The sequence below is a fragment of the Streptomyces sp. NBC_00028 genome (assembly GCF_045041065.1).
Lineage (GTDB): Bacteria > Actinomycetota > Actinomycetes > Streptomycetales > Streptomycetaceae > Streptomyces.
On sequence record NZ_CP108293.1, the window covers coordinates 7429136 to 7442092 of the forward strand.

Genomic DNA, 12957 nt, shown 5'->3' on the forward strand with positions numbered 1-12957 from the left:
AGCGCCCCGCGCGGCTCAGGTGGTGCGGGTGGGGATGGGTCAGCCGGTGTAGGTGCCGGACTTGACGGCCTTCCAGGCACCGTTCTCGACGGCGTACACGGTGAGCTGCTTGTTGGTGGCGTCACCGTACTCGTCGAAGGAGACCTTGCCGGTCACACCGTCGAAGGAGACGTTCTGCGTGGCGGCGGTGATCTTCGCGCGGGCGTCGGACGGCAGCTTGCCGTCGTTGTCGTCGACGACCTTCTTGACGGCGAGGATGATCGCCCAGGCGGCGTCGTAGGAGTAACCGCCGTAGGCCGCGTACTCGTCCTTGTAGCCGGCCTTCTTGTAGTCGGCGACGAACTGCTTGGCGGAGGCCAGCGTCTCGACGGGGGCGCCGACGGAGGTGGCGAGGTCACCGGTGCTGTTGGCGCCGGCCAGCTCGACGAAGGTCGGGTCGTAGATGCCGTCGCCGCCGACCAGCGGGATCTTGGCGCCTGCGGCCTTGATCTGCTTGCTGAGCGGGCCGGCCTGCGGGTACTCGCCGCCGTAGTAGACGACGTCGGCGCCGGAGTTCTTGACCTTGGTGGCGACCGCGGAGAAGTCCTTGGTGTCCGGGTCGATGTGGTCGGTGCCGACGACCTTGCCGCCGAGCTTCTTGAACTCGTCGGTGAAGGTGGCAGCGAGACCGGCGCCGTAGGTCTTCTTGTCGTCGATGACGAAGACCTTCTTCTTCTTGGCGTCGTTGTAGACGTACTGCGCGGCGAACGGGCCCTGGATGGCGTCCGTGGTCGCGGTGCGGAAGTACGACTTGTAGGTGCGGACCTTCTTGGTCTGCCAGTCGACACCCTGGGTGAGGGCCGGGCCGGTGTTGGCCGGGGAGATCTGGACCAGGCCGGCGTCGTCGAAGACCTTCTGCATCGACTCGGCGACGGAGGAGTTCAGCGGACCGACGACGCCCATGACGGACTTGTCGGACTGGAGGGTGACGGCGTTGGCCTGGCCCGAGGAGGGCTGGGCCTGGTCGTCGAGGGCCTTGATCTCGAAGGTGACACCGTCGACGAGCTTCTGCTTGTTGGCGGTCTTCGCGGCGAGGTCGACGGAGTTCTTGATGCCGAGACCCAGGGCGGAGAGGTCACCCGTCAGCGGGGCGTCGACACCGATGACGACCTTGGTGCCGCCGCTGCCGGAGTCCGAGCCGCCGTCGTCGTCGCGCGAGCCGCAGGCGGTGAGGGTGAGTGCTCCCGCCGCCAGCGCGGCGGTGATGGTGATGAGCGAACGTTGACGCACGATTCGTCCTTTCACTGGCGCGGCGCTCCCCCCTGGAAGCGACCGAGTCTCTGCGCTGGTCTGTTGTGAGAATCCATGGCGCGGTGACTGGGCGTGACTCTAAGCGTGTGCGGGGAGGGTGGAGGAGGGTCTGACGGAGGCTGTGACGCTCTTGTTATGACACGTCGTAATGCAGAGCGGTACTGAGTGGGTGGAACAGCGGAATTCAGGCCGATTCGCCCTGTCCGCATTCTGAGAACCCGCAGGACTCGATACAACTTGTTCAGGCGTCTCGGCGGTTTTGGTAATTACTCAGAACCGTTGCTGCAGGCGACTTGTAGGGCCTCCGAGAGGTGCTGGGCATAGCGCTGCCCGAGGATGAAGCTGTGAACTTCTATTGCGCGCGTATTACGTAGAGTTACGTCAAGGAAAGGGAGCCCGGCGTTCCATGGCACTTTCCTGCACTGCGCCACATGCATGGTGATGACGATCTTGCGGCTGGTGCCCGCTCTCGTCCCGAAGGGGGCTTTTGGTGTGGAGGTCACCGACATGCCGGCGTACGGCTGGGAGATCCGGACCACGGTGACGGGCGGGCCGGAGAGCACGCTCAGTTCCACCCCGAAGCTGAAGCTCCGCGGCCCGGCGCCCGCGGAGGTGGGCTCTCCGCTGAGGTAGTGCAGGTCCGTCACCTGAGACGGGTACGGCGGGTCGGGGGGTTCCGGCGGCTGTGGCCGGGTCGCGTAGAGATAGCCGCCGCCCACGAGGAGCGCCAGGGTCGTCGCGGTGCCGAGGACGGCACGCCGGTGCCGGTCGTAGAGCCCGGCGAGGCGGCCGCGGGGCGGGGCGGAGGCGGGGGAGTCGGGGGTCTTCCAGGCGTGCGTGCCCTCGCCCGGCTCGACCGGCCCGGTGCCGCTCAACTCCAGGGCCCCTCGCCGGGACCGCCGTCGCGGTACCAGCGCACACAGCCGCTGCGGGCCTGACGGTCGATCAACCGGTCGGCAGCCGCGGCGCCTTGGCGCTTCTTCTCGGCGCGGGCGGCGTCGACGACCTTGATGAGGATGTCGTACTGGCCGTTGGACAGGCCCATCGACTGGTAGTCGCCGTAGGTGTTCCGGTCCAGTACCTCGCGGGACCAGTGGGCGACGAGGCGGGTGCAGAGGTCCTCGGGGGGTGTGGGGGCCGCGGTGGGTGCCGCGGCGGCTGTGGCGTTCTGCGGGGTGGCGGCGGACCCGGATCCTCCGCATCCGCCGAGGGTCAGCAGGACCGCCATGAACCCCACCCCGGCCCCGAGCACCGGGACTCCTGCCGTTCGCATGCCCCGACGCTAGGCCCTGCGGCACGGTCGGGGCCAGGCCCGAAAGGACTTCGGCGTCAGGCGGTGGCCCCGACATGGGCGCCGTCGCCAGGGTTCACGTCCCGCAGCAGACAGGTCAGCCGCGCGGTGCACACGCGCCGCCCGTCCTCGTCGCTGATCACGATCTCGTACGTCGCCGTCGAGCGCCCCCGGTGCACGGGCGTGGCCACGCCGGTCACCAGGCCCGAGCGCGCGCCCCGGTGGTGCGTGCAGTTCAGGTCCACGCCGACGGCGATCTTCGAGCTGCCGCCGTGCAGCATCGAGCCGACCGAGCCGAGGGTCTCGGCAAGGACGGCGGAGGCGCCGCCGTGCAGCAGCCCGTACGGCTGGGTGTTGCCCTCCACCGGCATCGTCCCGACGACCCGGTCCGCGGAGGCCTCGACGATCTCGACGCCCATGCGGGTGCCGAGGTGCCCGGCGGAGAACAGGGCCAGCAGGTCCACGCCGAGCGCGGCGTACTCGTCGATAACCTCTTGCGGGAACTTCACATGCTGCTGCTCGCCCATGGGGCCCGGCTCCGTTCGTCGGGAACACTCACAACTCGGTCCGCTGAGCAAACGCTCAGTCGGTGGCCGATTGTTCCAGACGCACCACGACGGACTTGCTGGCCGGGGTGTTGCTGGTGTCCGCGGTGGCGCCCAGCGGGACGAGGACGTTGGTCTCGGGGTAGTAGGCGGCGGCGCAGCCGCGCGCGGTCGGGTAGTGCACGACCCGGAAGCCGGCCGCCCGGCGCTCGACGCCGTCCTTCCACTCACTGACGAGGTCCACGTAAGAGCCGTCCGCCAGCTTCAGCCTCGCCGCGTCCTCGGGATTGACCAGGACGACCCGGCGGCCGTTCCTGATGCCCCGATAGCGGTCGTCCAGGCCGTAGATCGTGGTGTTGTACTGATCGTGCGAACGCAGGGTCTGGAGCAGCAGGCGGCCCTCGGGAAGCGCCGGGTACTCGACGGGGGCGGCGGTGAAGTTGGCCTTGCCGGTGGCCGTCGGGAAGCGGCGCTCGTCGCGCGGGGCGTGCGGGAGGGCGAAGCCGCCGGGCTCCGCCACGCGCGCGTTGAAGTCCTCGAAACCGGGGATCACGCGTGCGATGCGGTCCCGGATCGTCGCGTAGTCCTTCTCGAACTCCTCCCAGGGGGTGCGAGAGGCGTCGCCGAGGACGCGGCGGGCGAGGCGGGCGACGATGGCCGGCTCGGACAGCAGGTGGCCGCTCGCGGGCTCCAGACGGCCCTGGGAGGCGTGCACCATGCCCATGGAGTCCTCGACGGTCACGAACTGCTCGCCGCTGCCCTGGAGGTCGCGCTCGGTGCGGCCGAGGGTGGGCAGGATCAGGGCGCGCGCGCCCGTGACGGCGTGCGAGCGGTTGAGCTTGGTCGACACGTGCACGGTCAGCCGGGCGCGCCGCATGGCGGCCTCGGTGACGTCGGTGTCGGGGGAGGCGGAGACGAAGTTGCCGCCCATGGCGAAGAAGACCTTCGCCCGGCCGTCGCGCAGCGCCTCGATGGCCCGTACGACGTCGTAGCCGTGCTCGCGCGGGGGCGCGAAGCCGAACTCCTTCTCCAGGGCGTCCAGGAAGGCCGGGGCGGGGCGTTCGAAGATGCCCATGGTGCGGTCGCCCTGCACGTTGGAGTGACCGCGCACCGGGCACACGCCCGCGCCCGGGCGGCCGATGTTGCCGCGCAGGAGCAGGAAGTTGACCACCTCGCGGATGGTCGGCACGGAGTGCTTGTGCTGGGTCAGGCCCATCGCCCAGCAGACGATGGTGCGCTGCGAGGCGAGCACCAGGGAGAGGGCTTCCTCGATCTCCGCGCGCGTGAGGCCGGTCGCGGCGAGCGTCTCGTCCCAGTCGGCGGCGCGGGCGGCCGCGACGAACTCCTCGTAGCCGTGGGTGTGTTCGTCGACGAAAGCCTGGTCGACGGCGCCCTCGGTCTCCAGGATCAGCTTGTTGAGGAGGCGGAAGAGGGCCTGGTCGCCACCGATGCGGATCTGGAGGAACAGATCGGTGAGGGCGGCGCCCTTGAGCATGCCCTGGGGGGTCTGCGGGTTCTTGAACCGCTCCAGGCCGGCTTCCGGCAGCGGGTTGACGCTGACGACCTTCGCGCCGTTCGCCTTGGCCTTCTCCAGTGCGGAGAGCATGCGCGGGTGGTTGGTGCCGGGGTTCTGGCCGGCGACGATGATCAGGTCGGCCTTGTAGAGGTCCTCCAGCAGGACGCTGCCCTTGCCGATGCCGATGGTCTCCGTGAGGGCCGAGCCCGAGGACTCGTGGCACATGTTGGAGCAGTCCGGCAGGTTGTTGGTGCCGAGCTCGCGCGCGAACAGCTGATACAGGAACGCGGCTTCGTTGCTGGTGCGCCCCGAGGTGTAGAAGAGGGCCTCGTCGGGGGAGTCGAGGGCGGCGATCTCCTCGGCGACGATGTCGAAGGCGCGCTCCCAGGTGACCGGCTCGTATTGCGTGCCTCCTTCGGGGAGATACACGGGGTGGGTCAACCGCCCCTGCTGGCCCAGCCAGTAGCCGCTGCGCGTCGCGAGGTCGGTGACCGGGTGCGCGGCGAAGAACTCCGGGGTGACCCGGCGCAGGGTGGCCTCCTCGGCCACGGCCTTCGCGCCGTTCTCACAGAACTCGAAGGTGTGCCGGTGCTCGGGCTCCGGCCAGGCGCAGCCAGGGCAGTCGAAGCCCTCTTTCTGGTTCACCCGCAGCAGCGTCAGCGCGGTCCGCTTCACGCCCATCTGCTGCTGGGCGATCCGCAGGGTGTGCCCGATGGCTGGCAGCCCCGCCGCCGCGTGCTTCGGCTCGGCGACCTGCGGAGCGTCCTGGACCGGATCCCCCTTGGGCGGCTTCGTTGCCATCGCGGCGATCTCCTTCGCGTGCACATGTGAGGTACGTCTCCGATCCTCGCACGCAACGCCGACAACGGGGGTGGCCGGGGTGGGTGGAGGGCTGGGGCAATGGTTGCGTATCAGGCAATGGTTGCGGAAGAGGGAACGGGGTGGAGGGGTGGTGGGGAGTGGGCGGTCAGCGGGGGGCGACTGAGGGGGGCCGGGTCGGAGCGGTGCTCGGCCCTCGCAGCCGCAGTAGCGCACGAGCCTCGACGCCAGGGCCCGGCCGACCCGTTGCTGCGGACCAGCGGCCCGAGGGGTCGGCTCTCTGAGGCGGTGCGGCGGTGCGGCGGTGCGGCGGTGGGGCGGCGGTGCGGCGGTGGGGTGGCGCGGCTGGGCGGAGGTGCGAACGGGCGCGGTGGTGCGAGGGTTCGGTGGCCCGACGACTTGGCGGGGCCTTGGTGGGTCCGCTTCCGGTGTGGCCGTACGTCTGGCGTCGCTGCCCCGTGGGGGCCGGTCGCTGAGGCGCATCGTTCGCCCGGTACGGCCCGACCGCGGCGGCTGCCGCTCCCGGGGCCCGGACATGGCGGCCCTACACCCCTGTCGTCGTCCGCGGGCATGCTCCGGGCCCCTCGCTGTCGGCTCCGGCATGGTCCGGGACACCCCCACCGTCGCCCCCGCGCGTGGGCACGCGGTTCCCCCGTTGCCGCCCCGATCCACCCAACCTGTACGCCCGCCCCCCACGGCTGCCTTTCGTGGTGTGGTCCGAGTGTCAGTGGGGCGTGGCAGGATCGGGGGCGTGGCAGAGACAGCATCGAAGACGACCGACAACAGCCCCGGCGGCAGCCGCCCGCGCCTGATGCTCATGGACGGGCACTCACTGGCGTACCGCGCGTTCTTCGCGCTGCCCGCGGAGAACTTCACGACCGCGACGGGCCAGCCGACGAACGCGATCTACGGCTTCGCCTCGATGCTGGCCAACACCCTGCGCGACGAGGCGCCGACGCACTTCGCGGTGGCCTTCGACGTGTCGCGCAAGACCTGGCGCTCCGAGGAGTACACGGAGTACAAGGCCAACCGCTCGAAGACCCCGGACGAGTTCAAGGGCCAGGTCGAGCTGATCGGCGAACTCCTCGACGCGATGCACGTCTCGCGCTTCGCGGTCGACGGCTTCGAGGCCGACGACGTCATCGCCACGCTCGCCACCCAGGCCGAGGCCGCCGGCTTCGACGTGCTGATCGTCACCGGCGACCGCGACTCCTTCCAGCTGGTGAGTGAGCACACCACCGTGCTCTACCCGACGAAGGGTGTCTCCGAGCTGACCCGGTTCACCCCGGAGAAGGTGTTCGAGAAGTACGGCCTGACGCCCGCCCAGTACCCCGACTTCGCGGCCCTGCGCGGCGACCCGTCCGACAACCTGCCGGGCATCCCGGGCGTCGGCGAGAAGACGGCCGCGAAATGGATCAACCAGTTCGGGTCGTTCGCGGACCTCGTCGAGCGCGTCGAGGAGGTCAAGGGCAAGGCCGGGCAGAACCTGCGCGAGCACCTGGAGGCGGTCAAGCTCAACCGCCGCCTCACCGAGATGGTCCGCACCGTCGAGCTGTCGAAGACGGTCACGGACCTGGAGCGCGCGCCGTACGACCGCAAGACGCTCGCGATGATCCTCGACACCCTCGAGATCCGTAACCCCTCGCTGCGCGAGCGCCTGCTCGCCGTCGACCCGGGCGCCGAGGAGGCCGAGCCGGCTCCGGCCGCGGCGGCCGGCGTGGAACTCGACGGCACCGTCCTCGGCACCGGCGAGGTCTCCGCCTGGCTCACCGAGCACGCCACCGAGACGCTGGGCGTCGCCACGGTCGACACCTGGGGCCTGGGCACCGGCTCGGTCGCCGAGATCGCCCTCGCGGCCGCCGGCGGAGCGGCCGCCTGGCTCGACCCGACCCAGCTCGACGAGGCCGACGAGAAGGCCCTCGCCGGCTGGCTGGCCGACGCGGGCCGGCCCAAGGTCTTCCACAACGCCAAGGGCGCGATGCGCGTCTTCGCCGAGCACGGCTGGAGCATCGACGGCGTCGCCATGGACACCGCGCTGGCCGCCTACCTCGTCAAGCCGGGCCGCCGCTCCTTCGACCTGGACGCCCTGTCCCTGGAGTACCTCGGCCGGGAGCTCGCGCCCGCCGCCGCGGCCGACGGCCAGCTCGCCTTCGGCGCGGACGACGGCGCCGAGGCCGAGGCCCTCATGGTGCAGGCCCGCGCCATCCTCGACCTCGGCGACGCCTTCGAGACCAAGCTGACCGAGGTAGGCGCCGCGGACCTCCTGCGCGACATGGAACTGCCCACCTCCGCCCTGCTGGCCCGCATGGAGCGGCATGGCATCGCCGCCGACCGGGCCCATCTGGAGGCCATGGAGCAGATGTTCGCCGGCGCCGTCCAGCAGGCCGTCAAGGAGGCCCACGCCGCCGCCGGGCACGAGTTCAACCTGGGCTCGCCCAAGCAGCTCCAGGAAGTCCTCTTCGGTGAACTGGGCCTGCCCAAGACGAAGAAGACCAAGACCGGTTACACCACGGACGCCGACGCGCTCGCCTGGCTCGCGACCCAGACCGACAACGAACTGCCGGTGATCATGCTCCGCCACCGTGAGCAGGCGAAGCTGCGCGTGACGGTCGAGGGCCTGATCAAGACGATCGCCGCGGACGGCCGTATCCACACCACGTTCAACCAGACGGTCGCGGCCACGGGCCGGCTCTCCTCCACCGACCCGAACCTCCAGAACATCCCCGTCCGCACGGACGAGGGCCGGGCCATCCGCCGCGGGTTCGTGGTCGGCGAGGGCTTCGAGTCGCTGATGACCGCCGACTACAGCCAGATCGAACTGCGTGTGATGGCCCACCTGTCCGAGGACGAGGGCCTCATCGAGGCGTTCACCTCCGGTGAGGACCTGCACACCACGGTTGCCTCGCAGGTCTTCGCCGTCGAGCGCGACGCCGTCGACGCGGAGATGCGCCGCAAGATCAAGGCCATGTCGTACGGCCTCGCCTACGGCCTGTCCGCCTTCGGTCTCTCCCAGCAGCTGAACATCGAAGCGGGCGAGGCGCGTGCCCTGATGGACACGTACTTCGAGCGCTTCGGCGGCGTCCAGGACTATCTGCGTCGAGCGGTGGACGAGGCGCGGGCGACGGGGTACACGGCGACCCTCTTCGGCCGCCGCCGCTACCTGCCCGACCTCAACAGCGACAACCGCCAGCGTCGCGAGGCCGCCGAGCGGATGGCCCTCAACGCGCCGATCCAGGGCACCGCGGCCGACATCGTCAAGATCGCCATGCTCAACGTCGGCAAGGCCCTCAGCGAGGCGGAGCTCACCTCCCGGATGCTGCTCCAGGTCCACGACGAAATCGTCCTGGAGATCGCCCCGGGCGAGCGCGACCGGGTCGAGGAACTCCTCCGCCGTGAGATGGCGAACGCGGTCCAGCTGCGCGCGCCTCTGGACGTCTCGGTGGGCGTGGGCCCGGACTGGGAGTCGGCGGCGCACTAGCGTCCAGCGCCGGGAGCTGCGGCGGAGAGGGCCACTGCGGTCCCTTCTCCGCCGCGACGGCGAACACCGACGGCGGCGCACCCCGGGGGTGCCGAACCCACCCGGCACCCCGAAAAGCCGTCACTCAGGTGGCCCCCGCGAAAACGCCCCCACCCACCCCCGCCCGTAAAGATGCGGTCATGGGTATACGCACGCTCCACCGCCAGACGGCTCCGGCGCAGGCGAACACCGATGCGACCGCGTCCACCCCAGCCGTGCACGTCCCGCCCTACTCCGCAGCGGCCAGCACGCCCCGCCTGCCTAGGGACCTCGCCATCACCCTCCGCCGGGCGGCCACAGACGTCCGCCACCGGCTCACCCGCAGGTACCGGCGCAAGGACCTGCGCCTCTGGGCCGACCAGGCCCGCGGCTACCTGGCGCTGCTCCTCAGCGCCGTCCCCCGCTCCCGCCCGATGCGGACCATGACCGTGTTCATCACGACCGTCGGCACGGTCACCGACGCCTCACCAGGCTCGGCTCTTGCCAGGACCGTCGCGGATGTCTCACCCGGCTCGCCTGCTCCCGGGACGGTCGCCGATGCCGCTCCCGGCTCAACCCCCGCCGGGACGGTCGTCGATGCCTCGCCCGGTTCGGCTCTTGCCGGGACGGTGGTCGATGCCTCGCCCGGTTCGGCTCTTGCCGGGACGGTGGTCGATGCCTCGCCCGGTTCGGCTCTTGCCGGGACGGTGGTCGATGCCTCGCCCGGTTCGGCTCTTGCCGGGACGGTGGTCGATGCCTCGCCCGGTTCGGCTCTTGCCGGGACGGTGGTCGATGCCTCGCCCGGTTCGGCTCCTGCCGGGACGGTCGTCGACGCCGCCCCCGGCTCGGCCCCCGCCGATGCCGCTCCCGGCTCAACCCCCGCCAGGACCGTCACCGACGCCCCTGACGGCTCGGCTCCCGCCCCGTCCGGTCGGGCTCGTCGGGCGCCCGAACCGGGCGCCACGCCCTGACCCCCACGGCGTACCCCAGCACCCCCAGCACCAGCCCCGCGCCCACGCCGAAGCACAGCGTCGGGATCAGTTCCCAGGGCTTCGCGGTGGACCCCCAGTAGGCCCACCACCGCGAGGCCCGCTGCACCGCCGCGACCAGCACACAGCCGCCGATGACGACCCCGGCCCACCACCGGTCGCGCGGCGAGAGCGCCGGCACCCCCGAAGGCTCGGCCGCCGGCAGTCGCCGTACCGCTCGCACCAGGAACAGGGCGATCACGACCGCCGCCACCGCCGAACTGCCGTACTGCAGATACCAGTACAGCGGCGACCCCGCGATCGTCTCGCCGAGCACGGGGAACAACCGCATCCCCCACCGGTCGTGGTGTGTGAACGCGTCCCACACGACATGCGTCAACGCCCCCAGTGCCGCCGACCCGTACCACCGCGCCACCAACGCCGGCCGTACACGCGCGCGTGGCGCCCCGCAGCGCAGCAGCGCCGCCACCCGCCCCTGCCGCGTCCTCGGCAGCAGCGCCACCAGCGGCTCCCGCACGAGCAGCCACAGCCCCACCAACGCCCACGCGACGAGTACGTCGACGGTGAAGACGCCCGGGAAGGAATGCGTGACGCTCCCGAACTCCATCGCCTCGGAGAACGCGCTCGCCGCGAAGTACGTCATGTCGGGAGCGAAGGAACCCGCCACGAGAACGGCCGGAATCAACCGCCCCCGCCCGGTTCCGTCGGCACGCACGGCCGGTAACACGGCCGCCGCGTGGCTGAGGGTGAACGGCAAGAGGCCTCCCAAGGCAGGAAGTGGATCGGCCCAGTATGGCCAACTGGTGAAAACCGGGCGCGAACGGGTGCCCGAGCAAAGGAAGTTGTCGTAGGGTCGCCTGGGTCCCTCCGCCGGGGAGCGGGGAGGGTCAGAAGGACCGAACAGAAGAACGACGCACCGAAAGGCTCCACGAGGGCAACCCGCGGCGCGGGTCGATCGTCACACCATGACGAGCACGTCGGACGGAGACGGGCGCTCGGCGTCCACGGGAGGGGTTCACTTTATGTCGGCGCAATTCGGCAGGAGGCTGCGCAAGGGGGCGGTGGCCACCACCGTCGCCGCCGCGGCGGTCGCGGCACTGTCAGCGTCCCAGGCACCCGGTGTCTCGGTGGACGACAACGGCAGATCGACCACCGCCGACGCCCAGCCCACTCCCGACGCGAGCGACGACGACGGCGCGACCGGCGGCTCGCCGTTCTACATGGACCTCCCGCCCCTCAACAGCCCGAGCCCCGCGCCGAGCACGAGCAGCGGCACCGCCGCCACGGGCACCGGCGAGGCGGGCATCCCCGCGACCGTCCTCGACGCCTACAAGAAGGCCGCGGCGGCCCTCCAGGAGTCCAAGCCCGGCTGCAACCTGCCCTGGCAGCTCCTCGCCGCCATCGGCAAGGTCGAGTCCGGCCAGGCCCGCGGCGGCCGCGTCACCGCCGACGGCACCACGATCGACCCGATCCTCGGCCCCCAGCTGGACGGCAACGGCTTCGCCCTCATCCCGGACACCGACAACGGCGTCTACGACGGCAACAGCACGTACGACGCGGCCGTCGGCCCCATGCAGTTCATCCCCTCCACCTGGGAGTGGGCCGCCCGCGACGGGAACGGCGACGGCAAGAAGGACCCCAACAACATCTACGACGCGGCCCTCGCCGCCGGCCACTACCTGTGCCGCAACGGCTGGGACCTGTCCGCGCAGGCCGACATGAACCGCGCGATCCTCAGCTACAACAACTCGCAGGACTACCTGAACACGGTCCTGTCGTGGCTGGAGTACTACCGCAAGGGCACCCACGAGATCCCCGACGGCACCGGCTCGCTGCCCGGCAACCGCAGCGACGACAACGACACCGTGAGCCCTTCCCCGTCGCCCGTCTCACCGTCGACGCCCAGCACTCCGAGTACGCCGAGCACGCCCAGTACGCCCACCTCCCCGAGCACGCCGTCGACGCCCAGCACACCCACCCCCACACCCACGCCCACCCCGACCGACACGGTGGACCACCTGGAGGACGCGGGTACCGCCAAGCTCACCGCGCAGGCCGGCGACGCGTTCACCAAGCGGATCAGCACCCGCGCCGAGACCTCGGCCGGCAAGGCCGTCGGCAAGGTCCGTATCCGCTTCACGATCGTCGGCGACACCGACACCACCTTCACCGGTGGCGAGAGCGTCGCCACGATCGTCACCAACAGCTCCGGCGTCGCCGTCGCGCCCGCCCTGAAGGCCGGCGAGAAGACGGGCGGCTTCACCGTCCGCGCCACCGTCGTGGGCCGCGCGGTCGCCGGCCTCGACTACAAGGCCACCGTGACCGAGCGCGTCGCCGACACCCTCGTCCGCACCAGCGACACCGCGCTGACCTGCACCCCGGGCGGCGAGTTCGCCGACCAGGTCGAGGTCAAGGCGACGTACGACGGCGCCGTCGCGGACGGCGTCGCCGCCACCGCCACCCTGATCACCTCGGCGGACGACGCCACCGAGAACACCAAGGGCCCCTACTTCAAGGACGCGGACGGCAAGACCGTACGCACCCTGACCGGCCTGGAGACGGACGCCAACGGTCTGCTGAAGCTGCCGAAGCTGTACTCCGACGACACCACCGGCACGTTCCTGCTCCGCATCAACACCGCGGGCGGCGCGGTCCTGACCGTCGAACTGACGGTGGCGGCGGCAGCAGCCGAGCCGACCGAGTCGCCGAGCCCCTCGGCCAGCCCCAGCGCATAGTTCGCATACGACCAGGACGGCGCCCTTCTTCGGAGGGGCGCCGTCGTCGTGTGCAACGTGTTCTCATCTCGGCCGCCCGTTGCTACGGTGCCGGATCTGACGATGTATCAGCTCCAGGTGTCTGTCGGGAGGCTGTCATGCGTGCCCTGATCGCCGCCGCGATCGGCCTGGCCGTCGCGCTCGCCCTGGTGTTCACGATCACCGCGATGGGCTCGCCGGCCGGTAGGACCTCGCCCAAGCCGCTGCTCACCACCGTGCCGTCACACCCGTAACCGC

General features: G+C 70.9%; 10 protein-coding genes. 4 read left to right on the forward strand and 6 right to left on the reverse strand.

Annotated elements, in window-relative coordinates; all coding sequences use genetic code 11:
- Positions 1–39 precede the first annotated feature (39 nt).
- The 5 genes from OG885_RS33420 to OG885_RS33440 all read right to left on the reverse strand — a co-directional run bounded on the left by OG885_RS33420 (position 40) and on the right by OG885_RS33440 (position 5443).
- On the reverse strand, positions 40–1269 hold the full coding sequence (locus OG885_RS33420) for a branched-chain amino acid ABC transporter substrate-binding protein (protein ID WP_405737959.1): 1230 nt from the start codon (positions 1267–1269) through the stop codon (positions 40–42).
- Between the two features lie 287 nt (positions 1270–1556).
- A complete protein-coding gene (locus tag OG885_RS33425; RefSeq protein ID WP_405737960.1) occupies positions 1557–2165 on the reverse strand; it encodes a Tat pathway signal sequence domain protein in 609 nt (202 codons plus the stop codon).
- Positions 2162–2563 carry a hypothetical protein gene (locus OG885_RS33430; protein ID WP_405737961.1) on the reverse strand — a complete coding sequence of 134 codons (402 nt, stop codon included), beginning with the start codon at positions 2561–2563 and terminating at the stop codon, positions 2162–2164. Before OG885_RS33430 ends, OG885_RS33425 begins: the two co-directional genes overlap by 4 nt.
- A 56-nt stretch (positions 2564–2619) precedes the next feature.
- Complete coding sequence (locus tag OG885_RS33435) at positions 2620–3108, reverse strand: PaaI family thioesterase (protein WP_399959099.1); 489 nt, start codon at positions 3106–3108, stop codon at positions 2620–2622.
- A 55-nt stretch (positions 3109–3163) separates the two neighbouring features.
- Positions 3164–5443: an FdhF/YdeP family oxidoreductase gene (locus tag OG885_RS33440; protein ID WP_405737962.1), complete on the reverse strand. Its 2280-nt coding sequence runs from the start codon at positions 5441–5443 to the stop codon at positions 3164–3166.
- A 769-nt stretch (positions 5444–6212) separates the two neighbouring features.
- Between OG885_RS33440 and polA the strand changes: the two genes are divergently transcribed.
- Positions 6213–8939 carry a DNA polymerase I gene (polA, locus tag OG885_RS33445; protein WP_405737963.1) on the forward strand — a complete coding sequence of 909 codons (2727 nt, stop codon included), beginning with the start codon at positions 6213–6215 and terminating at the stop codon, positions 8937–8939.
- Positions 8940–9118: 179 nt separating this feature from the next.
- On the forward strand, positions 9119–9928 hold the full coding sequence (locus OG885_RS33450) for a hypothetical protein (protein WP_405737964.1): 810 nt from the start codon (positions 9119–9121) through the stop codon (positions 9926–9928).
- On the opposite strand, the gene OG885_RS33455 is transcribed toward OG885_RS33450, so the two are convergent.
- A complete protein-coding gene (locus tag OG885_RS33455) occupies positions 9849–10703 on the reverse strand; it encodes a DUF4184 family protein (RefSeq protein ID WP_405737965.1) in 855 nt (284 codons plus the stop codon). The two genes, OG885_RS33450 and OG885_RS33455, sit on opposite strands and share 80 nt — an antisense overlap.
- Before the next feature lie 265 nt (positions 10704–10968).
- Here OG885_RS33455 and OG885_RS33460 point away from each other — a divergent pair, with 265 nt between their 5' ends.
- The gene (locus tag OG885_RS33460; RefSeq protein ID WP_405737966.1) at positions 10969–12681 is read left to right on the forward strand and encodes a lytic murein transglycosylase; all 1713 of its coding nucleotides are present in this window, start codon (positions 10969–10971) and stop codon (positions 12679–12681) included.
- Positions 12682–12818: 137 nt separating this feature from the next.
- Positions 12819–12953, forward strand: a complete 135-nt coding sequence (locus OG885_RS33465; protein WP_405737967.1) for an SPW_0924 family protein — start codon at positions 12819–12821, stop codon at positions 12951–12953.
- Positions 12954–12957: the final 4 nt, after the last annotated feature.